Annotated in this window: 27 protein-coding genes and 3 pseudogenes; 16 read left to right on the top strand and 14 right to left on the bottom strand. The window is 67.9% G+C overall.

Features of this window, described 5'->3' with window-relative positions; genetic code table 11:
• Window positions 1–371 precede the first annotated feature (371 nt).
• Together J7I98_RS08075 and J7I98_RS08070 are read left to right on the top strand one after the other, a co-directional pair.
• Window positions 372–1,523, top strand: a complete 1,152-nt coding sequence (locus tag J7I98_RS08075; protein WP_251020316.1) for a hypothetical protein — start codon at window positions 372–374, stop codon at window positions 1,521–1,523.
• 260 nt (window positions 1,524–1,783) lie between these two features.
• Complete coding sequence (locus J7I98_RS08070) at window positions 1,784–2,416, top strand: dihydrofolate reductase family protein (protein WP_214919919.1); 633 nt, start codon at window positions 1,784–1,786, stop codon at window positions 2,414–2,416.
• Window positions 2,417–2,780: 364 nt separating this feature from the next.
• Here the strand turns inward: J7I98_RS08070 and J7I98_RS08065 are convergent, their stop codons facing one another.
• Window positions 2,781–3,500, bottom strand: a complete 720-nt coding sequence (locus tag J7I98_RS08065; protein WP_214919918.1) for a hypothetical protein — start codon at window positions 3,498–3,500, stop codon at window positions 2,781–2,783.
• A gap of 76 nt (window positions 3,501–3,576) precedes the next feature.
• On the opposite strand from J7I98_RS08065, the gene J7I98_RS08060 reads away from it, so the two are divergent.
• Complete coding sequence (locus J7I98_RS08060; RefSeq protein WP_214919917.1) at window positions 3,577–4,461, top strand: LysR family transcriptional regulator; 885 nt, start codon at window positions 3,577–3,579, stop codon at window positions 4,459–4,461.
• A 385-nt stretch (window positions 4,462–4,846) separates the two neighbouring features.
• On the opposite strand, the gene J7I98_RS08055 is transcribed toward J7I98_RS08060, so the two are convergent.
• The 4 genes from J7I98_RS08055 to J7I98_RS08040 all read right to left on the bottom strand — a co-directional run bounded on the left by J7I98_RS08055 (window position 4,847) and on the right by J7I98_RS08040 (window position 7,682).
• Window positions 4,847–5,038 carry a hypothetical protein gene (locus J7I98_RS08055; RefSeq protein WP_214919933.1) on the bottom strand — a complete coding sequence of 64 codons (192 nt, stop codon included), beginning with the start codon at window positions 5,036–5,038 and terminating at the stop codon, window positions 4,847–4,849.
• Complete coding sequence (locus tag J7I98_RS42855; RefSeq protein WP_374225087.1) at window positions 4,978–5,616, bottom strand: Ku protein; 639 nt, start codon at window positions 5,614–5,616, stop codon at window positions 4,978–4,980. Before J7I98_RS42855 ends, J7I98_RS08055 begins: the two co-directional genes overlap by 61 nt.
• 277 nt (window positions 5,617–5,893) lie before the next feature.
• On the bottom strand, window positions 5,894–6,457 hold the full coding sequence (locus tag J7I98_RS08045) for a hypothetical protein (RefSeq protein WP_214919915.1): 564 nt from the start codon (window positions 6,455–6,457) through the stop codon (window positions 5,894–5,896).
• A gap of 799 nt (window positions 6,458–7,256) precedes the next feature.
• Window positions 7,257–7,682 (bottom strand): hypothetical protein, encoded by a 426-nt coding sequence (locus J7I98_RS08040; protein WP_214919914.1) that lies wholly within the window; start codon window positions 7,680–7,682, stop codon window positions 7,257–7,259.
• A gap of 120 nt (window positions 7,683–7,802) precedes the next feature.
• Here J7I98_RS08040 and J7I98_RS08035 point away from each other — a divergent pair, with 120 nt between their 5' ends.
• The 6 genes and pseudogenes from J7I98_RS08035 to J7I98_RS42845 all read left to right on the top strand — a co-directional run.
• Window positions 7,803–7,952 carry a hypothetical protein gene (locus tag J7I98_RS08035; protein ID WP_214919913.1) on the top strand — a complete coding sequence of 50 codons (150 nt, stop codon included), beginning with the start codon at window positions 7,803–7,805 and terminating at the stop codon, window positions 7,950–7,952.
• A gap of 188 nt (window positions 7,953–8,140) precedes the next feature.
• Window positions 8,141–8,581 carry a VOC family protein gene (locus J7I98_RS08030; protein WP_214919912.1) on the top strand — a complete coding sequence of 147 codons (441 nt, stop codon included), beginning with the start codon at window positions 8,141–8,143 and terminating at the stop codon, window positions 8,579–8,581.
• A 116-nt stretch (window positions 8,582–8,697) separates the two neighbouring features.
• Complete coding sequence (locus tag J7I98_RS08025) at window positions 8,698–9,645, top strand: ATP-dependent DNA ligase (protein WP_214919911.1); 948 nt, start codon at window positions 8,698–8,700, stop codon at window positions 9,643–9,645.
• Between the two features lie 725 nt (window positions 9,646–10,370).
• Window positions 10,371–10,988: a flavodoxin family protein gene (locus J7I98_RS08020; protein ID WP_214919910.1), complete on the top strand. Its 618-nt coding sequence runs from the start codon at window positions 10,371–10,373 to the stop codon at window positions 10,986–10,988.
• Between the two features lie 173 nt (window positions 10,989–11,161).
• Window positions 11,162–11,344, top strand: a pseudogene (locus J7I98_RS42850) (helix-turn-helix domain-containing protein); the annotation flags it as partial.
• 106 nt (window positions 11,345–11,450) lie between these two features.
• A pseudogene (locus tag J7I98_RS42845) lies at window positions 11,451–11,618 on the top strand (IS630 family transposase); the annotation flags it as partial.
• A 194-nt stretch (window positions 11,619–11,812) separates the two neighbouring features.
• Here J7I98_RS42845 and J7I98_RS08010 read toward each other — a convergent pair.
• From J7I98_RS08010 to J7I98_RS07995, 3 genes and pseudogenes are all read right to left on the bottom strand, one after another.
• The gene (locus J7I98_RS08010; RefSeq protein ID WP_214919908.1) at window positions 11,813–12,067 is read right to left on the bottom strand and encodes a hypothetical protein; all 255 of its coding nucleotides are present in this window, start codon (window positions 12,065–12,067) and stop codon (window positions 11,813–11,815) included.
• Between the two features lie 577 nt (window positions 12,068–12,644).
• Window positions 12,645–12,803, bottom strand: a pseudogene (locus J7I98_RS08000) (N-acetyltransferase); the annotation flags it as partial.
• Window positions 12,804–13,497: 694 nt separating this feature from the next.
• Window positions 13,498–14,013, bottom strand: coding sequence for a hypothetical protein (locus J7I98_RS07995; RefSeq protein WP_214919907.1), 516 nt, complete (start codon window positions 14,011–14,013; stop codon window positions 13,498–13,500).
• Window positions 14,014–14,515: 502 nt separating this feature from the next.
• Between J7I98_RS07995 and J7I98_RS07990 the strand changes: the two genes are divergently transcribed.
• Complete coding sequence (locus J7I98_RS07990; protein WP_214919906.1) at window positions 14,516–14,857, top strand: hypothetical protein; 342 nt, start codon at window positions 14,516–14,518, stop codon at window positions 14,855–14,857.
• A 295-nt stretch (window positions 14,858–15,152) separates the two neighbouring features.
• Here J7I98_RS07990 and J7I98_RS07985 read toward each other — a convergent pair whose 3' ends face one another.
• Both J7I98_RS07985 and J7I98_RS07980 read right to left on the bottom strand, forming a co-directional pair.
• Window positions 15,153–16,385, bottom strand: coding sequence for an IS4 family transposase (locus J7I98_RS07985; RefSeq protein ID WP_214919905.1), 1,233 nt, complete (start codon window positions 16,383–16,385; stop codon window positions 15,153–15,155).
• A gap of 98 nt (window positions 16,386–16,483) precedes the next feature.
• A protein-coding gene (locus tag J7I98_RS07980; RefSeq protein WP_214919904.1) for an IS3 family transposase occupies window positions 16,484–17,652 on the bottom strand; the annotation gives its coding sequence in 2 pieces (ribosomal slippage) (window positions 16,484–17,400 and window positions 17,400–17,652; 1,170 coding nt in all).
• Window positions 17,653–17,770: 118 nt separating this feature from the next.
• Between J7I98_RS07980 and J7I98_RS07975 the strand changes: the two genes are divergently transcribed.
• On the top strand, window positions 17,771–18,640 hold the full coding sequence (locus J7I98_RS07975; protein ID WP_214919929.1) for an IS5 family transposase: 870 nt from the start codon (window positions 17,771–17,773) through the stop codon (window positions 18,638–18,640).
• Between the two features lie 72 nt (window positions 18,641–18,712).
• On the top strand, window positions 18,713–19,054 hold the full coding sequence (locus J7I98_RS07970) for a hypothetical protein (RefSeq protein WP_214919903.1): 342 nt from the start codon (window positions 18,713–18,715) through the stop codon (window positions 19,052–19,054).
• Here the strand turns inward: J7I98_RS07970 and J7I98_RS07965 are convergent.
• Entirely contained in the window at window positions 19,051–19,962 is a 912-nt protein-coding gene (locus J7I98_RS07965; RefSeq protein ID WP_214919902.1) for a helix-turn-helix transcriptional regulator, read from the bottom strand. The genes J7I98_RS07970 and J7I98_RS07965 overlap by 4 nt on opposite strands.
• A 260-nt stretch (window positions 19,963–20,222) precedes the next feature.
• Here J7I98_RS07965 and J7I98_RS07960 point away from each other — a divergent pair, with 260 nt between their 5' ends.
• Together J7I98_RS07960 and J7I98_RS07955 are read left to right on the top strand one after the other, a co-directional pair.
• Complete coding sequence (locus J7I98_RS07960) at window positions 20,223–20,684, top strand: hypothetical protein (protein ID WP_214919901.1); 462 nt, start codon at window positions 20,223–20,225, stop codon at window positions 20,682–20,684.
• 53 nt (window positions 20,685–20,737) lie between these two features.
• On the top strand, window positions 20,738–21,193 hold the full coding sequence (locus tag J7I98_RS07955; protein ID WP_214919900.1) for a VOC family protein: 456 nt from the start codon (window positions 20,738–20,740) through the stop codon (window positions 21,191–21,193).
• 290 nt (window positions 21,194–21,483) lie between these two features.
• Here the strand turns inward: J7I98_RS07955 and J7I98_RS07950 are convergent, their stop codons facing one another.
• A complete protein-coding gene (locus J7I98_RS07950) occupies window positions 21,484–22,530 on the bottom strand; it encodes a GlxA family transcriptional regulator (protein WP_251020312.1) in 1,047 nt (348 codons plus the stop codon).
• 138 nt (window positions 22,531–22,668) lie between these two features.
• On the opposite strand from J7I98_RS07950, the gene J7I98_RS07945 reads away from it, so the two are divergent.
• A complete protein-coding gene (locus J7I98_RS07945; protein ID WP_214919899.1) occupies window positions 22,669–23,499 on the top strand; it encodes a dienelactone hydrolase family protein in 831 nt (276 codons plus the stop codon).
• 249 nt (window positions 23,500–23,748) lie between these two features.
• On the top strand, window positions 23,749–24,603 hold the full coding sequence (locus J7I98_RS07940; protein WP_214919898.1) for a hypothetical protein: 855 nt from the start codon (window positions 23,749–23,751) through the stop codon (window positions 24,601–24,603).
• Between the two features lie 283 nt (window positions 24,604–24,886).
• Here J7I98_RS07940 and J7I98_RS07935 read toward each other — a convergent pair whose 3' ends face one another.
• Window positions 24,887–25,285, bottom strand: a complete 399-nt coding sequence (locus tag J7I98_RS07935) for a hypothetical protein (protein WP_214919897.1) — start codon at window positions 25,283–25,285, stop codon at window positions 24,887–24,889.
• A gap of 83 nt (window positions 25,286–25,368) precedes the next feature.
• Window positions 25,369–25,710, bottom strand: a complete 342-nt coding sequence (locus J7I98_RS40835) for a DUF4913 domain-containing protein (protein WP_214919896.1) — start codon at window positions 25,708–25,710, stop codon at window positions 25,369–25,371.
• Window positions 25,711–25,788 lie beyond the last annotated feature (78 nt).

The following is a 25,788-nucleotide window of genomic DNA, read 5'->3' as shown; positions in this document are numbered from 1 at the left end:
CCCATTCGCGATGTTGATCCTGTGACCTTGCAGCTCGGTTGGCACTTGTGCACTTGAGTTGGCGCCAGCGAGCAGTTCAGTCGGCGCGCGGGCTTTCCGGCAGGTGACGGGGTACCCCTGGCGTGTGGACGCGCTCAGTCACACCCGGCCCCGGACATGACGTGCAGCAAGTCATTCCGTGCACGTTGCGGCATTTGCGGGTCAGCACCCTGCCTCGGCTTGCCTGAGACCGGACATCTACGCTCGGTGCCCGGGCGGCAGTGATCGCGCCGGACGGGTTCCGAGGGGAGTGCGCGATGCGCGCTGGGTGGATCAGGCTGTGGCAGTGGACTGCGTGTGGCGGGATCGGGCTGAGTCTGTACGCGGGCTGGTTGACGTTCGATGACATCCGGGACCGTGCTTCCAGCGAGCGCGACATCAGCGCGGCGTGCGATCGGCTTGTGTCCGGGGCCGCGGTGATGGACCTGCAAGGCGGGATGGTCCGGGCAGAAGCCAGCGACTACCACAAGTTCAGGCTCGATGTGGACGAGCTGCCCGGTTCCTGCACTGTCTACAAGGTGCCTGGTCCCGGCAAGACCACGGGCCTGTTCACCTTGACGGTGCGGGTCAGCAACATTTCCAAGCCGTTGCACTGGATCGGTGACGACAACGATCTCGAGCCGTTTCGCGACAGTCTCGGCAGTCAGAAATCCGATGTCACCGCGATCGCCGAGCGGCGCCCCGAACCGCGACCAATGGGTGATGGCACCCTGGGCCGGTACGGAAACTGGTACACCACCATCCGCGCCGAGTGCGGCCCCGGCAGCCGCGCGACGGCCCCGAAGCTGCTGAACGTTACGGCCAGCGCCGACTACGACGACGTCTTCGCAGCGGACCGTGAGCGCCTCGCCCACATCGCCCACTCGGCCACCGAGGCGCTCACCGACCGGATCGGCTGCCAGAGCCAGCTGCCCGCCCTGCCTGACCACCAGTTGCCGTCCGTACCGTCTGGCCTCCGCCCCGCGCAGGCGACGGACGGTTCATGCCGCTGGTTTGCCCGACACATCCAGGAGCAAGGGCAAGGCCGGCTGCCCGACCGTGCCCTCGCGACACCTGCCCTGGACGCATCCCCCACCGAAAGCTGCCTTCTAGCGGTCAGCCCCGACCAAGTGGGCCGTATCGACGACGGCTTGCCCGACGACGAACACGATTCCGCACGCAGTGCGCTCACTCACTCGCCGTGGTGGCTGCGCACCGCCTTCTACTTCGACGCAGAGGCGCACACGGTGGGATACGTCGCCCTTGGCGAGGACAAGATCATCACAGCGGGAACGGCCGGACACGAAAGCGGCGCGTGGTGGGCCTCCTCCATCTGCGACGGCAAGCCCGCCCTGCACACCCTCAGCTCCAGCTACACCTATGACAACGTGCTCGGCCCCCAGACGCTGTCGGCCCTGTTCCGCGCGTACGTTGACGACATCACGAAGCGGCGCGGCTGCACCCACGTGACGTACCCGGAAACGAAGGACTTCCGTGCCCCCTGAGCACCACCCCGTGCTGAGCACGTCATCTGTCGGATGATGCCAACTCGAAATGCCCAGTCACAGGGTGTCACTGAGCGCTGTAGATGGCCCCTGAGCGTTCTAGTTGGCCCGGGTGAGCGCTGAGGTGGCCCGCAGGGGGAGCGGCCAGCCCGGTGAATCGCGGCCGACGGGGTGAAACCGGGTTCCGTCGCGGCGATGAGTCTGCGGGCGCCCGCAGGTCTATCTCTTGAGGGAGACAATCGACTCATCGGGAGTAAGCCATGGGCCTCATCCACATCGAGCTGTTCGCGACCCTCGACCTCGTCGGGCAGGCGCCCGGCGGCCCCGACGAGGACCCGGTGGGGTTCCCGTTCGGCGGCTGGCAGGCGCCCCTGCTGGACGAGGTTGCCGGGGCGCAGGTCGGTGCCGCGTACGAGGGCACGGACGCCCTCCTGCTCGGTCGGCGGACGTACGACATCTTCGCTGCCTACTGGCCTCACCAGGAGGGCGGCGAGGACAACGAGATCGCCACACTCTTTAACAGCGTCCCGAAGTACGTGGCGTCCCGCGGCAGGCCCGACCTCTCGTGGGCCGGGTCCACGCAGCTCGGCCCGGACCTCGCCGACGCGGTGCGTGAGATCCGTGACCGGCACGAGCACGTGAAGGTCGTCGGGAGCCTGAACCTCGTGCAGACCCTCCTGCGAGAGAAGCTCTTCGACCGTCTCGACCTCTGGCTGCATCCGATCGTGCTCGGCGTCGGGAAGAAGGTGTTCGACGATGGCGCGGTGCCCACCAACGTCACGCTCCTCGCACCCCCGGTAGCCAGCCCGAAGGGCACCGTGTACCTGCGCTACGGGCTCGCCGACGGCACTCCCGCGACGGGGGACATGAGCGCACCCGATCGCGGTGTCTGAAGCGACGACTGAGGCCACCCGCGCCTGGTGGGTCCTTGCCGCCGCGGAACGGGCACCGGGATACCAGCTGCCCACCCTGCCCCGGGCCGGAGAGGCCGCAGCGCGGTGAGGGCGACCGGAATCTGAGCATCGAAGTTGTTCATCCGGGCCAGGTAGCGCACCCGACCACACTTGCTGTGGCTTCAGTTGGCGGATGAGCGCAGTGGTTGGCGGGACTGAGCGTCGTGGTTGACAGGTGCGTGGGGTGTGCCGTCCGGCAGCCTAGGGAACCCTGTGTCGCGGGTGGAGGCCAGCGGGCTGGCGCCGTGGGCGTCGGGGACCGTGCACAGATGCAGGTAGGCGCTCAATAGACGCTTGAGGCCGGTCATGCCGCCGCCTTCGCCTGGGCGACGGCGGCCGCCGCGAGGCCGCGGATGAGGGGGTGCGGGCGGGTGCCGTCGCCGGCGAGTTCCGGCTGGAAGAGGGTGGCGAGGAAGAACGGGTGCTCCGGCAGTTCGGCGATCCGCACCTCGCCGTCGGTGTCGGTGCCGGTGAAGTGCAGCCCGTGGCTGTGCAGCAGCTGAACGTAGTGGGGGCTGGCGCCGAAGTTGCAGTGGTAGCGCTCGATGGATCGCTCGGCGCCGATGAGCGCTTCGGCGCGGGAGCCCGCGGTCAGCTCGATCGTGCCCTCGTGACCGACCAGGGAGCACGCAAGCGGCACCACTACGGCGTCGGCCGCCGACGTGTCGGGCGCGTTCTCCGCGTGACCGGCCGTTGCCAGCCCGGCCACGTTGCGGGCGTATTCGAGCAGGACATGCTGGAAGCCGGCGCAGGTGCCGAGCAGGGGGATGCGGTCCTCGCGGGCGGTGCGGATGGCCGTGAGCGCGCCGGCCTCGCTGCGGTAGGGGCTGCCGGGCAGCACCCAGATCGCATCGAACCCGGCCAGGGTCGTGTGGTCCGCAACATCCTGGGTGGGGATCCAGTAGGCGTCCAGGTCCAGGCCGTCACGCTCGCGCAGCCCGTCGAGCAGGCCCGGGATGCGGGTGTGGGAACGGACGTTGGGCGAGCGGTCGCCGACCAGGGCGACGCGGGCGGTGTATGTCATGCGGCCATCCTGAGCCGCCCGCCTGCATCACGTCCAACGATGATTCATGCATCCAGCATCAGGGATACTGATATTCATGGATCCGCAGCAGCTGCGTACTTTCGTCGCCGTAGTCGACCATCGTTCCTTCTCCGCCGCCGCCCAGGCCCTCGGTTACACCCAGTCCGCGGTCTCACAGCACATCGCCGCCCTCGAGGCCGACCTGGAGGCGCCGCTGCTCACCCGCCGCCCGGTAGCGCCGAGCGAGGCGGGCGAGCGACTGCTGGAGCACGCCCGGCCGCTGCTGCTGCGCCTGGACGCGGCGCGGGCCGACATCGCGCGCTTGCGGCAGGTGCGCCCGGGGCGACTCGCGTTGGCCTGCACTCCGGGCGCGCTGACACCCGCCACCGCGCTCGCGCTGGTACGCGCCCGCACCGCGACCCCGCAGCTCGCGGCCTCTGTGCGGGTGTGCGGCCGCGCCGAGGCCATCCAGGCAGTGCTGACCGGCGCGGCGGACCTGGCGCTGGTCGACGGCGCGGTGGCGCCCAGCGATCCACTGCCGCTGCCCGACGCCGGCCCTCTGCCCGCCTTTCCCGTCAGCGAGGAACCTCTCGCGGTACTACTGCCCGCCACCCACCCGCTCGCCGGCCGTCCGGCGCTGCGGCTGGCCGACCTCGCCGCCGCCCGCTGGATCGACGCACCCGACGCCGCCGTGCCCCTGGCCCAACTCCGGGCCGCCGCCCAGTCCGACGGCTTCGGCCACCAACTCACCTACACCGGAACCGACATCCGCGGACTGTCCGTCCTGGTGGCCGCCGGAGCCGGCCTCACCACTGCCGCCCTGCCCGCAGCCGGAGACCTCCCCGGCATCGCGGCCGTACCCATCACCGAGCCCCGCATCGTGCACCGCACCGAACTCCTCCACCCCCGCACACCCACCACCCCCGCCGCCGAACTCCTCGACGCCCTGCGACCGAGGTGACCACAGTGGAGCCAGCACGCACCGTGTCCGACCTGCCCCGTACAGGAAACTACAGGCGAGAAGTCGCACAGTCGCTCCGCTCGCCAACCAGAAGCTCTGTCCCGCCAACCACGGCGCTCATCCGCCAACTGAAGCCTCAGTCACACTTGCCCGGCCTCTTACCGAAGGCTTGCCCAACCCCCTGACCTGGAACAACCGCGGACGGGTACACGTCGACCGTCAGGTGCTCGCCGAGCGGATCGCACGTGAAGATGGACGCGCCGCGCCCTGGCGGACTTCGTCGCACGCTGGGACTCCCCGGGCGGCAGGGGAGAACAGACCCAACGGCGCCCGGTGGCGTGTCCCGGCGTGCCCGGTCGCGCGATGGGGGAAGTCCGCCCAGCAATCAGCCGGTGGGCCCGTTCCCCGGCGCCTTCGGCTTGGCCTTCCCCGTCTTCTTCGCCGGCGCTCCCTTCGCGGCCGGGCTGGTACGGCGGCGAGACTTCGCTGCCTCCACGCTCTGTTCCAGGGCCGCCATCAAGTCCACGACCCCGCCGCCTCCGACCGGCACGGTATCGGGGGCACGGGGCGGCTCCAAGCCCCTCCAGCCGGGCGGCCACGACCTGCTCCAAGGCGTGCCGGTAGGCGTCGTGCTCCTCCTCCAGGCGGAAGTCGGCGGTAACCGCGTCCATCAGAGAGCGGGCCATCTGGAGCTCCTGGCGTCGCGGCGGCTCGGTGTACGGTGTACGGAACGGCGACGTCCTCCGTGCCGCGCAGCTCATCGGGCCACAACAATGTCTGCATTCCGATCACTTGGTCTCGGACCCGCAGCAGGGCCAGGGATTCGCGGGTGCGCAGCGTCACCCGTACGACGGCCACCAGGCCGCTCTCGCGCATCGGGTCGCGCAGCAGGGCGTACGGACGCGCGGCGGCCGGGTCGCCGACGCCGAGGTGGTAGGGCTTGTGTTGCAGCATCGGGTCGATCCGGTCCGGGGGCACGAAGGCCAGGACCTCGATGGCTTTGGGGGAGCTCGGCAGCGGCAGATCGGCGAGGTCCTGCTCCGAGAGAACAACTACCCGCCCGTCGTCGGACTCCCACCCAGGCGCTACTTCGTCGGGATTTCGATCCCCTCGCGTTCGCAATAGCGCCGCAGCCGTACGCGGCCGCCTCCACACCGTGTGTGGAACTGGTGCGGTGGGACCGGGTGAGGCGTGGTCGCGGCGTGCACGGTCACCGGGATCACCACCAGACCCCAGGAAATCGACAACCTAGCAATGGTCTGCGGCATGATCCCATCGCACTCCTGACCAGCGGTGATCGCACCTGGAACGCTGCCGGGCTGTGGCCTGTTGCGGGACCGGCCCGCACCGCGGGTCGGATCAGGTGCCGTGGTCGTTACGACTGGGGCGCGTGGGCATGATGTCGGCGGGTAGCCCAAGGTGGGCGGTGACCTCATCGAGCTGCTCGGCGAGCGGCTGGCCGATGAGGATGGAGTCGATGACCCTGCCCGAATGGATCAGGCACACCGCTGTCCAGATGATGTTGTTCGGACCGCTCAGGTTGGGCCGGTTGCGGATCTCCCATGCACCCGACGCGGCTGAGTGCAGGTAGAGCCGCGCGGTCTCTCGCGTGGTGTGAGAGTACGAGGTGCCGGAAGGGCAGATATGCATCCTGCTCGTCGAACGCCGCCATCAGCTGGGCGGTGTTGCGGATCTCGTTCTTCAGCCGCTCGACCGCCGGGTCATCGGTGACGCGGTCGTTGATCGCGTTGCGGACGTGGGCCTCGACGGGATCTCCGCCGACGTCCCATCCGGCCGCCCTGGCGTTGTTGATCAGCTTGAGGATCTGCTCGTCGCTGTAGGCGTTCAACGCCTTGATCGCCGTCTCGCCACCGTCGACGAGCCGGGCGAAAGCCACCGTGTGCGTCATCAGGTTCCGCATCACGGGCGCGACGACGAAGCCGTTGCCCTTCATAGTCTCTTCCCGCACCACTCGCGCGGAGTCGCCGATGAGCATCCACCAGCTCCAAGCGGCCAGGGCCACAGGCTCGTGGTCCTTGAGGAAAGAGATGTCACCTTCACCGGTCGCGATCTGTTCCCGTGCAGCAAGAAGCTGGTCGATGACATCGAGAGCGCGCCGAGCAGTGGCCTCGTCGTGCGCAAATTAGGGCATAACGCCAGGCTACGGCGTCCCGCTCCGCACCCGCTGGTGCCTTTCCCTGCGGAACGCCCACGAACGCGCGGTGACAGTTCGCGCCGGGAGGTGACAACTATCGCTGCTAGGCACCCTGGGCAAGCCTGTCGCGGTGCACCCGAGATGAGGGTTGCACCCACAGTTGTCTGCACCGTTGTCTCCGCAGGGGGATCGAGGGTTGCACCGGAGGTGCTACCGGAGGTGTGAACCCCCCTTTTTTGTGATCTTGAGCGTTTTGCCTGGTCAGACCTCATGGGCAAGCCCCTTTCGCTCGACGACACCTCTTTCTCCGCGATAGCCGGAGGAAGAGGCTTTATGTCTGACGGCCCGGCGCGGCCTGCTCGCTCTGTCGTCCCTCCCTCGCCTCGCCTTCCACTCCTCGGCTCCCGCTTCCCGTTCCTTCCCGGCGTCCCTGTCCGCCGGCCTCGCCTCCGCCGAGCGCGTGCCCGGCCGAGTACCGGAGCCGTCCGGTCGCCGACGGAGCGCCGCGCTCAGCACGCCTCGCCGCCCCCGTTGGCGAGGCTCTCACTTGACCGCTGCCCGTCAGCCGACTGTCCCGGGCGTGGAAACGCGAAACGGCTCCGCCCAATAGGCGAGGCAGTTTCGGGGTGCTGAGGCTGGGTCAGTGCGCGTCGCGGTCGATGCGGCGCGCTGGGCGGGGCGGCTCGCTGCTGGTGCGCAGTGCCAGCTTGACCGCTGCGCGGTCCCGCTTGTGTGCGGCCCGCTGAAGCCAGGTCCGACTGCGGTCCTTGAGGAACGGGCTTAGCCACGGCCGCTCCTGTGCGCGGGGCTCCGCCAGCTCGACGATGATTCCTTCCGGACCGCGGACGTAGCTGAGCCGGTAGCTGTCCTCGTAGCGCTCCAGCTCGCCGACGAGCTCCGCTGCCGCGGGCTCGTCGGCCGGCGAAGACAGCGTCAATGTCGTCGACGGCGAATGCGACATGGCGAATGCCGGGCGTGTTCGCCGGGGCGTTCCGGTGCCGCCCTGGCTTGCCTGCGTGTGGAACTTCGTCAGCTTGAGTCGTCCGTAGCCGTCTGGGGTCTGCACGACTGCGATCTCTGCGCGGGCGATCCGCCTGCGACCTCGCCGCCTCCTGGGTACTACTGCCGGACGGCACCGCCGACCGCTTCTACGGCGCCTACCAGCCGACCCCGGACGCCTGACCCGATGATGCTGCGTCCTGTGCTGGAGCCGATGCTCGCGCAGGCCCGCGAGACCGTTCCCGGACCGGGGGTGCTGCCCGGCGGGCTGGCGTTCGAGGCCAAGTTCGACGGTTCTCCGGACCCTCTGGGGGTGTCTCATTCGGATGCCCGATAGAGGGCTCCCTTGACTGTTTGTGTCGTGTATGGGCGGGTTCTCGTTCGGCGATTGGGGCACCCCAGGGCGGGGCCAGAAGCGGGTCTCCGGAACTCAGCCCGTTCACGGGTGTCGAGAACGGGCCGCCGGCTCCGTCCTCGGTATACCGGTGGCCTCAAAGGGCCGCGCAACGCAGAGGGAGAACCTCCATGACGCTTCAGCGGATGGACAACGTCGGCATCGTTGTCGAAGACCTGGACGCCGCCGTCACCTTCTTCACCGAACTGCGTATGGAGGTCGAAGGCAAGGCGCAGATCGAGGGCCTCTTCGCGGACCAGGCCGTCGGACTCGGCGGAGTCCGCGGCGACATCGCGATGATGCGGACCCCGGACGGCCACGGCAAGCTGGAGCTCGCGCAGTACCGCACCCCCGCGGCGATCAGCGACGGATCGCACAACCCGCCGCCGAACACGCTGGGCCTGCACCGTGTCATGTTCGCCGTCGACGACATCGACGACACCATCGCCCGCCTGCGCCCCCATGGCGCCGAACTAATCGGCGAGGTAGCGCAGTACAAGGACATCTACCGCCTCTGCTACCTCCGCGGCCCCTCAGGCATCATCCTCGCCCTGGCCGAACAGATCAGCTAACGGCCCTTCGCGGCCGACCTGCGAGCAATCAGAACAATCCGCTGAACAAATGAGGAGGACAGGCAACGAACGCCCGTCTCCTCCATCTCCAAAGCGAACAAGCAACCCCCACCGCCGTGTCTAATGAGACACGGCGAAGTCTGGAGAAGGACGGCTACCGCGCGCTCCTGTTCACTCCGGCCAGTCCCGGCGGTCCGACGCTTCTGCAGTCGCGGCGCGGCACTCTGATCCAGCGCCGCTTCCTCGACCTGATCGCTGCCGCGAAGCAGTTGCCACACGGCCTGGTCCTCGATGGCGAGGTGGTGGTGTGGTCTGGGAGCGAGTTGTCGTTCGAGGCGTTGCAGCGCCGTGCCTCGTCCGGCGGCCGCACCATCCAGCAGTTGGCGGCGGCGATGCCCGCGCACTTCATTGCCTTCGATGTCCTGCAGAAGGACGGCCAGGAGCTCTTGAGTGAGCGGTACGAGGAGCGTCGCGCCGTCCTTGAGAACCTGTTCGCCGTGCACGGCCTGACGCCGCCGTGGACGCTGTGTCCGATGAGGAGGGACCCGGCCCTCGCGCAGGAGTGGCTTCAGTCCTGGACGGAAGTCCAGGGAGTGGAGGGCATCGTGATCAAGGGCCTCGGGCAGAGGTACTTGAGCGGGGCCCGCGGCTGGTTCAAGGTCTGCCGGCGCCAGACCACCGAAGCCGTCATCGGCGGCGTCACCGGCACACTGCGGCTTCCGCAGCTGCTCGTCCTCGGCCGCTACGACCCGGACGTCCGACTGCGCGCAGTCGGACGGACAACGCCGCTGAAGCCGGACGCCGCCCGCCAGCTCGCCGACCACCTCACCGAAGCTGGCCCGGGCCATCCGTGGACCGGTGTGCGGTTCACCGCCACCTGGGGCAGCCGCGAACCCCTCGACCCGACCCTGGTCGCCCCCGATCAGGTAGCGGAGATCAGCGCCGACACCGCCATCGAGCGGGGAGCTTGGCGTCACCCGCTGCGCTTCGTACGCCTGCGCCTGGACGTCACGGCCACCGACGTGCCGCCGTTCGGAGAGGGCTCACAGCCCTCCAGTGGCTGACGGATCCGGCTCCCCACCTCTCTGGCCAGGAGAGGGGCCGGTGAGTGATGATCGCTTTCCCCCCCCAGGTGTGTATGAAGGGGGCTGTCGTATGTGCGCAGGCCGTAGCAGAACGGTGGCGGTTGTCGTACGTGCTGGCCCCAGGACGGCACTGGTCACTGTGTCGGGGTGGCATCACGGGCAGATCCTGGTGCCGGTGGAGACCTGCATTCTCACCGTCGCCACGGGTGTAGGGTCCGCGACTCGATGAGCAATGTCGGCTGAGGATGCGCAGTGAATGCGCAAATCCGGGGTTCGGTGCGCAATGGTCGCGGTCCGTAGGCGGCCGCAGCTCTGCCCCGTCGTCGCCCATGTGGGCCAGGAACTCCCCGGCCTGCCACGGCTCCGGCGGTCCGATGTCCCTGGCCGGCCCGGGTGGTGCAACCGGCGCTCCCGCTTCCGTTCGTCCTCGGCTTCGCCTGCGGGCGCCTCCGCCTTGACGTGATCCGAGCGGTCGTCGAATGCGGCACCTATCGAGGAAGGCCGGGGTGGGGTCAGCCCGCAGCGTCCTGCTGGGCGGCCCGTGCCCTGGTGCCGGCGAGCCGGACAGCACACCTGACGGATCGGTCACTTGTCGGAATATCCCCCGGGGGTAAGGGGGTTGGAAGCGAGGAACTCACCGATTCCCCCGGACGGCGTCACGACCCTTTGGCGCCCGCGCCCGGGGGTCCGAGACCGGAGCAGACATGACCACCGACACGACCCGTGGCACGGGCCGCTCGTTCCTCTTCGTCCTCGGCAGCTCCCGCCCTGACGGCAACACCGAGATCCTCGCACGGGCCGCCGCCGAGCAGTTGCCCGCTGGCATCCCGCAGCGTTGGGTGGACCTGGCCCGGTTGCCGTTGCCCGACTTCCAGGACGGGCGGCACGAGAGCGACAACTGGCTGGCCGTCGAAAATGAGGAGGCGCTGCGGCGGGCCACTCTGGAGGCCACCGACATCGTCGTCGCCTCGCCCCTGTACTGGTACACCCTCTCCGCGAGCACCAAGCGCTACCTCGACTACTGGTCGGGCTGGCTGACGGTGCCCGGCTCGGACTTCAAGGAGCGGATGACGGGCCGGACCCTGTGGGGGGTGACGGTCATGGCGCACGAGGAGGAGGCCGTTGCCGACGGGCTGGTGACCACCCTCAACCACACGGCGGCGTACCTGCGGATGCGATTCGGCGGGGTGCTGTTCGGCAACGGTTCTCGGCCTGGCCAGGTACGGGACGACGAGCGGGCGGCGATCCGCGCCAAGACCTTCTTCCAGCTTGAGGCCCCGCTCGCCCGGTTCCCCTACGAGGAGGGGGCCGGGGAGCGGTAGCTGACGGTACCCGCCGGGATCAGGAGGGGCGGCGGGCGTGGAGGTAGTGGCTTGTCGCGGTTCCTTGGCCGTGTAATCGACGTGCTGCTCGGGGGTCAGCAGACTGTCTCCGGGATCTGATCTTGGAGGTGGTCGTGGGGCGTCGATTGAGTGTGTTCGTCCGGCCGGTCAGCATGGACGAGGGCCGCAGGCTGCAGCGGATCAGCCGGACCGCGAAGGATCCGGTCCGGTTACGCCGGGCGATCGTGGTGCTGATGTCCGCCCAGGGCCAGACGGTCAAGGACATCACCTCGTTGATGCAGGTCGGCGAGGACTACGCGCGCGATGTCATCCACGCCTTTAATGAGCGGGGCTTCGACGCGCTGGACCCAAAATGGAGCGGGGGACGCCCGAAGACGATCAGTGAGCGGGTGCGTGAGCACATCCGTCTGATCGCCCCGGACGTCCCCCGCGGACTGGAACATCGCCGCCCTCGATCTCGCCACCGGGAAGATCTACTACCGGATCCGCAAGCGCAAGCGGTGGCGCGAGTTCCTCAGCCTGCTCAAGGCTCTACGCTCGCGCTGGCCCGGACAGAAGCTGTATGTGGTGCTGGACAACTTCTCCCCCCACAAGCACACCGAGGTCCGCACCTGGGCCACCGACCACGACGTCGAACTGGTCTTCCTGCCACGGCTCCTGGCTGAACTGGATCGAATCGGAGTTCGCCGCCCTGCGCTACTTCGCCCTCAACGGCACCGACCACCGCACCCACACCGAGCATCGCCGCCTACATCCGCTGGCGCAACGCCCGCGCCGAGCCCAAGACCAACTTCGGCCCCGACTCACCCATCCGCGCCTGGACCCAGTACCCGACGAAGGTGGCCTGAGGAGGTTTCCACGGGCCCAACGGAGACCGAGGACCACCCCTCGATGGCCTCGACGACCTCCGCCAGCCCAGCCTCGAAGGCCGCCGTATCAACCCCGACATGCCCAAACGCCTGCCACAGCTCAACAAGCTGATCTTCCAGTTCACCGCGGCTGATCAGCTTGTCAGCCAGCGTGAAGCCGTCCAGCTGTGGTTTCCCCACCTCCAGCACCCAACGAGTCGCAGCCGCGCGTCTGCGGTGATGCCGCGTCCCGCCAGTTCGACGACGGTAAGCGGCACCCTTGAGGAAGCGGCCACCGCGAGGAACACCCCGAGCGACACCGAGTTCCGCACAGCCGTCCCTCGCGCGCTGCTGGACAGGTCTTTCTCCGCCACGTACCAACTCCATCCTTCACGAGCTGCAGACTGCTGCACATCCAGAGCTAGTGATCACGGCCACGCGCAGCCTACCGAGTTACCCGGCCAAGGATCTGAGACGAGTCAGTAGGTGCTGCTCGGGTTCCACGCCCGGCCCGTACGGCCGGTAGAGGGCGGTGTGGTGGTGCAGCTAATCCAGGCCGCCCGCCTCCGAGGCCGCGGCTTCTTGCGGGGCTCCGGCCCCCGCAAGATTACGGCGGCAAGTTCCGGCTCATGGACGAACAACAGGTCGCGGCGTCTCTGGTCAAGCGCGCTGTCGCGATCTCACGGCGGTCGGACAGCAAAGAAGTGATCGTGGTCTCCGGAGGACCCGGCTCTGGAAAGAGCCTGATCGCCCTCCACCTCATGAGCTACCTCGGCAGGAACCGACGGAGGCTGTCGATCCGCTCCGCCTGGCCCTCCGGGGTGAAGAAGTCGGCCGGCTGGGCCGGTTCCCACGGCCGGAAGGCCTCGAAGTCCCGCACCCGATGCGCGGCGATCGGGGCGGCGTCGGTGGGCTCGATCAGGCGGATCCTGGTGCTGCTGCGCATGGGCTGATCCTCGTCGCGGTGCGTCGGATGAGACGGCAGCCTATGCGAGGGTGCCCGCGCCGCCGCACCCCACGCCCGCCGGAGGATCGAGTCGATCGCGCAGCTCGTGTTCTCGATACCCTGCACGCAGAAAGTGCCTTCCGCTTGGACCGACAGAACCCCTCGACAAGGTTCATCGTCCCAGCTCAGAAGGCACCTTCGTATTTCCCTCCCCGCTTCCGGCCTCATCTCAACCGAAACGGTGAGGTTAGCTACTTGCCTGGGCGTGAGCGGTGTGTCGTGCGGCCGTGAGGCGCTGCCGACCAGGGACGTTTGCGCTCGTCACCGCGTCCAGGAACTGGCTGGGCAGGTGTCGTGACCGAAGTCAACTGCCTGGGCCACCAAGGCGCGCATGGAAGCGGAACGGCTGACCCGCGACGCACCAAGGCCGCGGAGATACTCGCGGATCATCCGCGTACGCAGGGAGCAGAAGACATACGCGGTCGAGTCCATCGTCATCTCCGGAGCATCCCCGCGTGCGCGGGGAGCGGACCTTCTCCCGATACAGGTCGGTGTGCCGATCGGGACCATCCCCGCGCGCGGGGAACCCCCGCCCGGCGGGGGTCTTCGTCTGTGCAGTGCCGCGCCCCGCCGGGCCTTCGGCGTTCCCGGGCCGGACCGTACCCTGACCCCGTCCTTTAGGGCGGGGAGTACGTCAACCGGCAACGGAGGCCAGGTATTCCTGGAAGGCGGTGTAGCCGTCCAGGGCCTCACTCAGGTGCCGGTCGCTGATGTGGAGGGCTTTGATGTCGTCGGTCGGGTTTCGTTGCGGGAGGACTTCGTCGTACGCGGCCTCGCGCTCCTCGATCTCTTCGCGAACCTGGTCGTCGCGGTTTTCGGTGGGGTAGGTCAGCAGGGGGCTGCCCCGGGCCCAGGCGCCTTCGCCGGGGGTTGGGCTGCATGACCAGACGGCGTCCGGGTGGGCGCGGCGGACGGTTTCTCCCAGGTACCAGACGGCGACCGTCATGAACGGGTCCTCGTGCGCGGCGTCGGCTTCCTCGTAGGTGGCGTACCGGCTGCGTATGGCGTCTTCGAGCCGGTCGAGGGAGGCGGGGGTGAAGTCCCAGGTCCCCGGGGTGGTCTGCTGCCAGGCGGGAAAGGCTTCCTCCTGGGTGGTGAGCCACTGGTTGAGGCGGGGGTTGTCGCGCCACTGCGGTGAGGTCACGTTCATACCTGGGAGCCTACGGTCCGCCTCTGACAGTCCCGGTAACGACCGTGCAAACCAGCCGAGTTGGGGACCGGTGCGCCGTGTTCGCCCGAGGAGCAACTGCGACGCTCGGCGCCGTCGGAACTATCCCCTCAGGCACGGAAAATGGAAGCCGCCGGACTGGACTGACCCGATCGCCCCTCGGCGGGGGCACCATCCCCGCATGCGCGGGGAACAGACTTTGCGGGCCTGCTCGTACCACGTATCCGAACGAGCGGTCAGGCAGGAGTGGAACTCGCCCCGGAAGCATGACAGCTCCGTCAACGGCTCTCGCGGGGCATCGCGATGTAGCAGACTCATCCTCACGGCCTTCGTGCTGGACGTGTGTGGTCCTTGGTCGGAGCACATGTTCAGGCGAAGGCCGCTCCCGTTTCCGCCGGTTACCGCACCGGGTGATCAAGTTCGACGCACCATTCGACACCGGGGCCATGGATGAAGTGAGGTAAGGCGGCGAGATAATCCGGACATGGGGATCGACCTGCAGTTGCACGACGGCCGTCCGTTCTGGCCCAGCCGGCGCTCAAAGCGCAGACCCACTCTGATCCGTCAGTCTCACGAACACGGCGAGGCGCTGGCTCAGTTGATCGTCAAGCTCCCTCGCAACACGTCGGGCAAGCTCTGGACGGTCGCCCCGTACAACGACACGATCTTCAACGAACAAGAGGCCGAGGCCGCACTTCGCGAGATCCCAGGTCTTCTGGAGTGTTGTACTGACGACTCCCAAGTTGAAACGGTTCGTGACCTTGCCGCCTACCTGGAAGCCTGTGCCGCGACTCCCTGCAGCTACTTGGTCTTCTTTGGGGACTAGCCAGACCACCCCGCATGAGAGGTTCATGCATCGGTTCTCCAGATCTGAGCCGCGTGAGTCGGCACTGGCCTACATGCGGGGGTTGGAAAGACACCTAGGTCCAATACCGGTGATTTAGGTTCTTTTCTGGCGTCTGCTGGTTGGTTTGGTGGGTGGAACCAGTGTGACCTCCACAGCGGTTGGCCGGGGTGGGTTGCGATGGTGGAGGTGTTTGAGGTGCCAGTTGGTCATCTTGCGTTTGATGACGCGGGGGTTGGAGCGTTTCCTGCGCGGCGGCAGGAGTCGTTCCAGCAGCTCATGGATGGTGTGACTCAGGGCCTGCTTGAGTCGTGTGGGGGGAAAGTGCCGCCTGGTCGGTGACGTGGCGGCGGGCAATGCGAAGAGTGCGGGTGAAGGACAGGCGGTCCGGGTCGAGGCCGGCTTCGCGGGCGGTGGTGTGCATGACGTCCCGGAGTGCGTGGTGGACGAGGAGGAAGCCGTAGATTTCCTGCTCGACGCCATCGGGGTACTGGGACCGCAGGACAAGGCGGTGGCCGCCCTGACGGGTCTTGATCTCATCCAGGGTGTTCTCGATCTCCCATCGCTGGTGATAGAGGCTCGCCAGGTCGGTGGCGGAAGCCTCCTCCGGGTCGCAGATGGTCGTGATCAGCCGGTAGACCGTGTCGTCGCCGTCGCGGCCGAGCCTGTACTCGATGACGCGGACCCGGGCCGGATTGCGGCGGTCGCGGTCACCAGTCGCGACGATCTCGGACAGGTAGGACCCGTCGTGGAGCTCTTCGAGAAGAGGCAGGACGATGTTCTTGCGGACCCGCCACAACAGGTCCGCGCCCGTGCCGGAGGCAGCCCGCCACAGGTCAAAGCCAGTGATGCCGCGGTCGGCCATCAACAGCATGCCCGGCTCGAGCCGGCCCAGCAGCCCTGGAATCAGCTGCTGTTCGTGAACCGACAGCGGACCGGTCGCCGCGGCGAACACAGCATGCGTCCCGCACTCCACCAGCGCAGCGACCCTCACCTGCGGATACGCACTCCGCTGCTGCCCCCGGCCCGAGCCCGGCCGGCCGAAGAATCCACCATTCGCCTCGGTGTCCGGCACATCGAAGACCGTGCCGTCCACCGCCACCAGCCGCCACCGCCGATACCAAGCACCAGCCGTCTCCGGGGCAGCCACCGGCCGGCACACCCTCGCGAACAAAACCCGCAAAGGCTCCGGGCCCAACCGCCGCCGGGCCCTGCCGATCGCTGCTGTCGTCGGCACCCGCCACGGCTTCTCCCACCGCCGCACACGCTCCAGACCCTGCGTCAGCAGCCGGGCCACTTCCTCATAGCCCTGCCCGGAGAACAGGCACATCGCCAGCACGAAGTAGACCACCACTCGCACCGGCAACAACCGCGACCGCTGTTCCAAACGCCCGCACTCAACGACCACCTCATCCACCAGCTCGGGCGGAAACACCCGCGTCAACACACCCAGAGCGATCCGATCCGACAACCGCTCACCCGACGACTTCACCTGTCCCGGCCTTGGCACACCACACCCAACGACCCACCACGAACAAAGTCACCGGTATTGCACCTAGGTCGTGTTGAGGGGCCCCGCGCTTCTCGGACAGCTGTTTTGAAGGATTCCTACGCTGCGGCCTGCAACTCTTCGTACTCCGCCTGGACTTCTGCGGGTGTTCTGTAGCCGAGGCGAGAGTGGAGACGCTGTCGATTATAGAACATCTCGATGTACCGAACGATCGCCCTTTGAGCATGTCCTCGTGTCGGGAATACAGTTCGGTGGACGAGTTCATTCTTCAGCGCGCCGAAAAATGATTCAGCCATAGCATTGTCCCAGCATACTCCGGTGCGACCGACCGATGCTTGCAGTACCAACTCGCATAGTTTGCGTCGGAGTTCTCGTGAAGTGTACTGGGTACCCCTGTCGCTATGAAAGACGCAGCCCTCGGAAAGATTGATATTCCGGGCTGTCATGTCGAGAGCTTCGGTGATGAGAGAGGTCTTCATGTGGTCAGCCATGGCCCAGCCGACGACGGCCTTTGTGTGGCAATCGATGACGGTCGCAAGATAAAGGAACCCGGCCCAGGTGTGAACGTACGTTATATCGCTGACCAGTTTGCGGCCGGGCGCTTCCGCAGTGAAGTCACGGGCCATCAGATCAGGTGTGGCCGGAGCGGCATCGTCGGCGACGGTGGTCAGCCTCCATGGCCTTGGCTGGCACGGGACCAGCTCGAGTTCACGCATCAGCGCACGGACCAGTTCGGGTCCGGCCTGCACGTTCATCCGCCTCAGCACCGCGTGAACACGCCGGTAGCCGTAGGTGGCGTGCGAGTCGTCGAAGACCTGGTGGATGACGGACTTGAGCTCTGCGCGACGCTCGGCGGTGGCCGACAGCGGCCGCGATCGCCAGTGGTAGAAACCGGACTTGGAGACGCCGGCCCAGGCGCACATCCGCTGCACCGGATAGGTGTCGGACTCGCCGTCGATGAACTCGTACTTCTCCGTCACCGGTATTCCTGGGCGAAGAAGGCCGCCGCTTTTCCCAGGAATTCGGTCTTCATCCGCAGTTCCCGGTTCTCTCGTTCAAGCTCGCGCAGTCGAGCACGTTCGCTGATGTTCAGTGGCGGTTCTTCGCCGGCGTGCTCCTGGCGGTAGCGGCTGACCCAGGTCCCCAACGTGCCCTCATTTACCTGGATTTCCCGGGCGACCTCCGCGATCGGCCGCGACTCCACGACCACCATCTTGACCGCCTCGTCCCGAAATTCAGGACTGAATTTCCTGCGCTTCTGTGCCACGTGCTCTCTCCGTCGTTCCGGACTGTGATCTTACGGGGACCACTGTCCGAGAACTTCGGGGCGCCTCATGTTTTAGAACTGGGGTCCGTGTCTCGCGTCGTGCCGTGATGATGTGGGTGTGTGGCGAGGGGATCTTTCCGATGAACAGTGGGCGGTGCTGGGGCCGTTGTTGCCGGTCGCGGTGTTGGGCAGGCCGTCGCTCGGTCGGCGGCGGTTGATCGATGGGATTCGTTGGCGGGTGCGGACTGGTGCTCCGTGGCGGGATCTGCCACCCGAGTACGGTCCGTGGCAGACGGTCTATGGGCTCTTCCGTCGCTGGCAGCGTGATGGTGTCTGGTCGGCGGTCCTGCGCGGGCTGCAGGCCCGGGCGGATGCCGCCGGTTTGATCACTTGGGAGGTGAATGTCGACTCCACGATCTGCCGGGCCCATCAGCACGCGGCGGGTGCCCGGCGGGACAGCCGAGCCCAGAAGGAACCGCCGGGCGGCAATCGGGCCGAACCCGACGATCACGGCCTGGGCAGGTCCCGCGGGGGCTGGACCACGAAGATTCACCTGGCCTGCGAGCAAAAGCAAAAGCCGTTATCGCTGCTGGTCACAGCAGGTCAGCGGGGAGACAGCCCACACTTCACGGCCGTTTTGGAGGCCATCCGGGTTCCGCGTCTCGGGCTGGGCCGGCCCCGGGTCCGTCCGTTGCGGGTGCGGGGAGACAAGGCGTATTCATCGCGCGCAAACCGTGCGTACCTGCGCCGGCGCGGCATCCGCTGCACGATCCCGGAACCTGCCGATCAGGCCAGCCACCGCAAGCGCCGGGGAATGACTGGCGGGCGACCTCCGGCCTTCGACCGCGAGGACTACAAGGCCCGGCACGCGGTCGAGTGCGGCATCAACCGGCTGAAGCGGAACCGGGCAGTGGCGACCCGGTTCGACAAGCTCGCGGTCCGCTTCGAAGCGACCATTCTCATCGCCGCGATCAACGAATGGCTGTGACCTGCCGGACGTGTCAGCCCGCATGTCATTCTGGCCGCGATCAGGTCAGCGGGCTGAGAGGAGACAGGGCCAATGGGAGCTGCGTACTACCGGGCCGAGAGTGAGGGCGGCGACCACATCGAGGACCCGTCCGAGGACGCGCTGTTCATGCTGATCGACGACCTCAACGACTCGGACAACACCTTCGTCGTCATCCAGCCAGACGAGGACGACCCGGCCTGGTTCACCTCGGTCGCGGTCCTGGATGGAGGCGGCTACGAGGTCGTCCGCCGCGACACCACCCGCCGCGAACACCACGTCGTCAACGAGACCAGCATCGATCGGATCGCCCGCGATCTCACGATCTGGATGGCTGACCGCGACCTCCTCGGACGGCCCACCCAAAACACCAGCAACTCCCAACACACGTCCTAGACGCGGGCTTCTTCCAGCAGACCTGCCGCATGTGCGGTCCGCTGGTACAACACGTAGCGCCCGTCTCTGACCTTGGTGACGAGGCGTGCGCGGTGCAGTGCGCTGAGGTGGTAGGAGACGGTGCCCGGGGTGCATCCGATCCGGGCGGCGAGTTCCGCGGTGGACCGGGCGGTTTCGAGGTCCGCCAGCAAGGCCGCTCGGGTGTTGCCGACCACTTGCGCGATCCTTCCGGACCTGCGATCCCGGCCGGCTCCGATCCGTTGGGCGGGGTAGTAGAGGACGAACTGCCCGGGGGTGTCGACCTGGATGATGACGTCGGGCCAGTTGAGCACGCCGGGGGCGAGGACCAGGTCCCGGCCGGTGACATCGATTTCGCCATCCCACGACTTAGCGAGGGTGACGGCGTCGCCTGCCCAATCCATGTCGGGGTGAAGTGCTCCGAGCGCCCGACCGACGCCATGGGTGGCGATGGCCGTCGCGCGGTGGGCTATGTCCTGATTGATGATCGAGCGCAGTTCGGGCCAGCCCTCAGAGAGGGCATCTCGCCAGAACCGGGCGAGACCGTTGGCGAGATGTCGCTGCATCCGCCCCGACTCCGCGATCCGGCGGGTCGTGGCCAGCAGCGGCCTGTTCCAGTGGGTCCGGGTGTAGGTGAAGACTTGGGTTTCGAGGTCGTCCTGCGCTGCGGCCTCGATCTGCGCGATCTGCTCGTCGAGCAGGTCACGACGCTGCGCGTCCGTCCCTGGCTGAGGGGTGAGCAGGTCAGGTGTGTAGGTGTCGCCGTTTTGCGGCAACAGGTCCGCGAGCAGGGCAACGTCGGGATGGGCAAGTGACGCGCGGGCGAGTGGTCCGGGATCTCCGAACACCGGGTGCCGTCCCGACGCGGCGGTGAGTTTCAGCCACGCCATGGACTCCGACGCGGGGGAAGGGGCCAACCGCGTCCTGGACACTGTGTCGGCGTCTACACGCAGAGTGAGCACCGCTCCGACGATAGCAGTCGTCGCGATGGATTTGAACTGGCTCGAATGCTTTCCGGCGCGAGGTCCACGTGTGGTGGAGTCGTGTTGCCGAACAACGGCAGCAACGTTCACTGCCCGATCTGAGGCGGTCGCCTCCGCACGACGGTGAGTTGTGCACCCGTTACTCGAAGAACCTGGGAGTGGTTGTCATGGTGAGATTGAAGGACACATCGAAGGTGAAGAGCCGCACGAGGAAGGTCGGCGCGGCCGTGGCCGCAGCCGCGTCGGTTGCCGGGATGGTCTTCGCGGCGACACCCGCCACCGCCGCCGTCGCCGACTACCCCACCAGCACCTTCTCGATTGAGGTTGGGGCGAGCTACTACAAAGGCACGGCCACCTGGTACAACCGGTCGGTCGAGGTCAACGGAGCGTTCAAGGCCACCGGGTGTCGGCGGGTCTACGCGCGGGCGTTTACAGGCACCACCTCACGGGCCTTCGTGAGCAGCAGCACCTGGTGCGACAGGTCCGGGCCGGTGCGCCTTGCCCTTGACGTGCCCTTCGCCGGTGGGGCCGACAACATCTGGGTCTACATGACCGACGGAGCCCAGAACTACCTCGAAGGACAGACCTGCTACCGCAGCTCCGGCTACTGCATCGACGGCCTGCACTAAGGGCCTGTTGCGAGAGTGGATCGTCTGTCAGACCTGCCTGGGATGCTCCGAGTATGGAAATGACAGTGCAGCTGACGATCGACTGCTCCGATCCGCAGAGAATGGTGCCTTTCTGGGCCGAGGCCCTGGGCTACGTGCCTGAACCTCCGCCGGGCGGGCACGCCACGTGGCGTGCCTACTGGGCGGCGGTGGGGGTGCCCGAGGCAGAGTTGCCGGCCGGTGCCGGAGATATTCCGGAGTCCGTCATCGATCCCGCGGGACATGGACCGAGGGTGTGGTTCCAGCAGGTTCCGGAGCCGAAGGTCGCCAAGAACCGGTGGCATTTCGACCTGAAGGCCGGTGGGGGCCGTGACGTCCCACTGGACGTCCGCACACAGCGGGTCAAGGCTACGGTGGAACGGCTGGTCAAAGCTGGTGCCACCGTGCTGCGGATCAAGGATGAGCCGGACATGGGGCTCTACGCCGCCGCCATGCAGGACCCCGAGGGCAACGAATTCGACGTCGTCTGAGGGCCGTTGCGACGGTGCTGGTCACAGCCACTCGTTCACGGCTGCGACCAGCACCGTCGCCTCGTAGCGGACGGAGAGCTTGTCGTACCTCGTGGCCACTGCCCTGTGCCTTTTAAGTCGGTTTGATCCCGCACTCGACCGCATGGCGCTCGCGGTAATCCACTGCATCGAAACGCGGCGGTCGGCCGCCACGGGAGCCGAGCTTCCTGCGGTTGCGGGCCTGGTCAGCCTTGTACGGGATGGTCATCACGGCACGACGCGATACACGGACCCCAGTTCTAAAACACGACCTAGACGCCGCCGTCCGGGGTGGACGCCCGGGCCGTGCGGCGGAAGGCGGCCCGGTAGGCGCTCGGGCGGTGGCCGGTGTGGCGGGCGAAGAGGGCGGCGAAGGTACCGGGGTCCTGGTAGCCGACGGCCGCAGCGACGGCGGCGACGGTGCGGTCGGTGGTCTCCAGCAGATGGCGGGCGCGGCGGACCCGGGAAGCCTGCAGATGGGCCAGCGGGCTGCGTCCGGTCTCTTCGGCGAAGCGGCGCAGCAGCGTGCGGGTGCTGACCCGGAAGGCGTCCGCGAGCGCGGCGAGGTCGTACCGCTCGGCGAGGTTCTGGTCGAGCCGCCGCATGACCCGCTGGGAGAACTCCCGGCCGGGCTGCGGGAGGAGCCGCGGGTCGACGTACGGGGTCTGGGAGGTCCGCGCGTCGTCGACGAGCGCCAACCGTGCGGTGGTGCGGGCCACCCGGGCGCCGTTGTGTCGGCGGATCAGGTCCAGCGCGAAGTCGTACATGGCGCTGAAGGCGGCCGTGGTCGTCACCCCCGTGTCGGTGACGACCAGGTGCTCGGGCCGCACGTCGGCGTCCGGGCAGCGCCTGGCCAGTTCGCCGGCGTGCAGCCAGGAGGTGGTGGCCCGGCGCCGGTCGAGGAGCCCAGCCTCGGCGAGCAGGAACGCGCCGACGCAGAGGGAGACGACGGCGGTGCCGGCGGCGGCCTGCGCGCGGATCGCCGCGATCTCGGGGGCGAGCCGGGCGAGCCGCGCGTCGAGGTCCGTGTCCGGGGGCAGTTCGAAGCCGGGGACCACGAGGACGTCGACCTCGCGCAAGGGACGCACGTCCAGGCTCGCGCCGCCCGAGGCGGTGACCCGGCGGCGGGGCGAGATGACCGACACCCGGTAGCCGGGCGCGTCCGGTCCGGCGACATGCCCGGCCATCGTCAACAGATCGGGGACGCCGAACACTTCGGACGCGAAGCAGTCCGGGTACGCCAGGACCCCGACCCGCAGTGCACCCGGCCCGGCGCCCGGACCCGCACGTTCCTCTGCCTGCCGCGTCGCCTCCGCCATCGCTCCCGTACCCCTGGTGTCCCGGCCTCGGGTCGCCGACCGCGTACCGCTCGCCTCCCTCGCTTGTGGCGAGATTACCCCTGGCCTTGGCGATCCCGCCCCTCACCCGGCGGCCAACTCCGGGACCAGGCTGGCCCCATGAGCGACGACGATCCGATCACCGACTTCACCCGCCGGAGCGTGGCCGTGGAGGGGGTGGAGAAGACGGTGTACGTAGCCGGGGTAGGGCCTGCGGTCGTGGTGCTACCGGAGATGCCGGGCATCAGTCCCGACATCCTGCGGCTCGCGCGCTGGGTGCGGGACGCGGGCTTCACCGTCCATGTGCCCTCCCTGTTCGGGACGGACGGCGCCTTCCCCACGGTCGAGGGCGGCCGGGAGGTCGTGCGCCGCGCCTGTGTCAGCGCCGAGTTCCGCGCCTTCGCCGGGGGCGGTACCAGCCCGGTGACGGTCTGGCTGCGCGGCCTGGCGCGCCAGGCCCACACCGCGTGCGGTGGGCCGGGGGTGGGTGCGATCGGCCTGTGCTTCACCGGCAACTTCGCCCTCACCATGGCCCTGGAGCCGGCGGTGATCGCCCCGGTGGTCAACCACCCGTCGCTGCCGCTCGACGACCCCGGCGGACTCGAACTCGACGCGGCGGACGCGCGCGCGGTGCGCGACCGGATCGACCGCGACGGACTCACCGTCCTCGCCTACCGCTTCGAGGGCGACCGCTGGTGCACGGGGCAGCGCTTCGCCGCCTACCGATCGCTGCTCGGCGACGCCTTCGACGGGCGTGTCCTCCCGGACAGCGCCGCCAACCCGGCCCCGCCGCCCTTCTTCGCCGATCTGGTCGGCACCCCGCACAGCCTCGTCACGGCCCATCTCGTCGACGAGGCCGGCCACCCCACGGTCCGGGCCCGCGACGAGATCCTCGCCTTCCTCACCGACCGCCTGCACCCGCACGGGAACCGACCGCTGCCCGCCACCTGACCGGGGCCCATCGAGCGCTACCGCTGGGGTTCCTCGCCGGGCCGGCGGCAGTTCGGCGGCCAATTCCTGCCACCGCTGCCACGCCGCCTCGGCCAGCGCCCGCGCCTCCTCGCGCGAGGCGGAGAAGTCAAGAAGCTCGCGAGGCCCGCCCGCGCACCAGCCGAAGTCGTTGGGGACCGGCTCGTACGCCTCGTTCGGCTTCAGCTGCAAGATCATTTCTTAGTCCGGAAAAGTGCCGCGACCGTGGCGATGGCCTTGCACGCCGTCTTCGCCGGTGACGTCGAAACCGCCACCGAACTCGGAGTCGAGGACCTGGCCAAACCGAACACCGGTCGAGGCCTCGCGGTCTCCCTGATCCACCGCGACCTCGACAAGCCTGTCATCGACCGCGAACCGGCGACGCTGCCGGCCGGCTTGTACGGCGGGGCAGACATGCCCGGTGCAGCCGTGCCGTTGACCGTGCAGGGAGAGGAGTTCCGCGACCAGGCGCACGCGCTGTTTGAGAAGTCCTTTGACGACTTCAGCCGTTCGGTCCGGATGGGGGACGAAGCAGAGCGCAAGAGTGGCCCGGAAGCCGAGGCGCTGGCCGAGCAGGCCGCGCTACTGATCGAAGAGGCCGAACTGGACGGCAAGCGCGGAATGCTGCTGCTGGACCAAGGACAGTGGTACGACGAGCAGGCGCCCACCGTGCTCAGCCGGCTTTACGCGGAGAACTCCGAGGAAGCGGCGAAATCACTCGCGGCCGAGTTCGCAAACCGGTGGGGCCGACCGCTGATTCCCGAGCATGAGGCGCAACTACCGGCCGCTGCCGAGCAGATCCAAGGCGAGGTGTGGGTCGTGACGAGCCTCCCCGGTTCAACGAACCCGGGGGAAGTCATTATCCCGGCCCCGGCAGCAGCCTCAGCCCCGGCCGCGCCGCGTGACGCGACAACTGCTGCAGTCCCGGAGGCGGAGGAGGCCGAGGAGGCGGAAGCGTCGGGGGAGGAAGAGGCCGCCGAGTGGCCGACCATGAGGCGGATGCGGCGCGCTCTACGGAGGCACAGGCCGTGCTCGACGGCCTGGAGGACCGGGAGGCCGCCGAGTCGGCCGCAGTCGCCGGGATGAGCTTTCCTGTCAGCCCCGAAGCCGCCGTCCGTAAGTTCACCGCCAAAGACGCGAAACAGCAGCGCCGAGGGCCCCAGCGTGGCCCGCGAGCGGTCGACAGGGATAGAGCTGTAACAGCCCCGCCCGACAGCGCTCCGGCCCCTCACCTCGCCCGTCCTCCCGAAGGGAGATGGATGCGGGCAGGTGACGGGCCGGAGCGCTGTTAAAGGGTTCTCATGCGTGATGCTGACTGCACATCACGTTATTCGGTGCGGATCTCACCGAACCATCCCGTCACCGCGTGTCAGTCCCACCACTGGGCACTCATAGCGGACGGGTCATAGGTGAAGATGTAGAACTCGGCCTTGCCGTTGTCGCCGTCCACGTACTTCCCGATGTCCCTGATGGTCCAGCAGCCGCCGCCCGTCACGCTGGTGACGTACTCGTCATTGTTCGTGCTGTCGTGCTCGAACAGGTCGTAGGCATAGTTCTTGGTGGCGGCCGTGTTGATACAGACCTTGATGTCACCGCCCGTCGAATACACGTCGGCCGTGTGGTACTTGCCACCGCCGACGCCATAGAAATCCGTGGCGCCCTTGTAGTCCCAGCCCGAAGAAGCCTGAGCGGGGCCACCGGAAATCAGAAGAAGGCCACTCATCGCCGCAACGAGAGCACCCTTCGTCACCAAACCGCGCATCTTCATGGCCTCTTCCGTTCTCACGCGCTTTAAGTGATCATTTAATCACAACGAACGCAAATGACTCTCTGGCGACCGATATCGGGCTCTTATGCGTCGCCTGCCGAGCCGGCGGGGGGCGCGGCACTGAAGGCTGGCGAGAGCCACAGGGCGGGGTCAGCAGGTTCCAGGGGCAGCGGCGGGTAGGCGTAGGCGGTGTGCCCCTCAGGGGAGCATGCCGACAGTGGTCCGGTGTCCGCGTCGAGCAGGTCCTGCAGGTGAGGTTTTGCGTGGTGGAGCCACCACGTCGACATGCCCAAGGCCGGGTCCAGCCGCAGGTTTTCCCAAGCCCGCCAGAGCGCGGTCAGCCGTGACAGCGCCTCGCGGACACGAGCGGACAGATCCTCAACCGCGCTCGGGTGGACAGGCGCCCCTCCCGCAGCGCAGCTCACTCATTCAGGCGGATTCCCAGACAACCTGGCAGGGAATGCCTGATCGCAGTTTTGTCCCTAGTGTCTTGTGATCCTGTT

Source organism: Streptomyces sp. ISL-98 (assembly GCF_018614055.1).
GTDB lineage: Bacteria > Actinomycetota > Actinomycetes > Streptomycetales > Streptomycetaceae > Streptomyces > Streptomyces spiramyceticus.
Note: the sequence above shows the minus strand (reverse complement) of the source record. Positions and strands in the feature narration are given on the sequence as shown.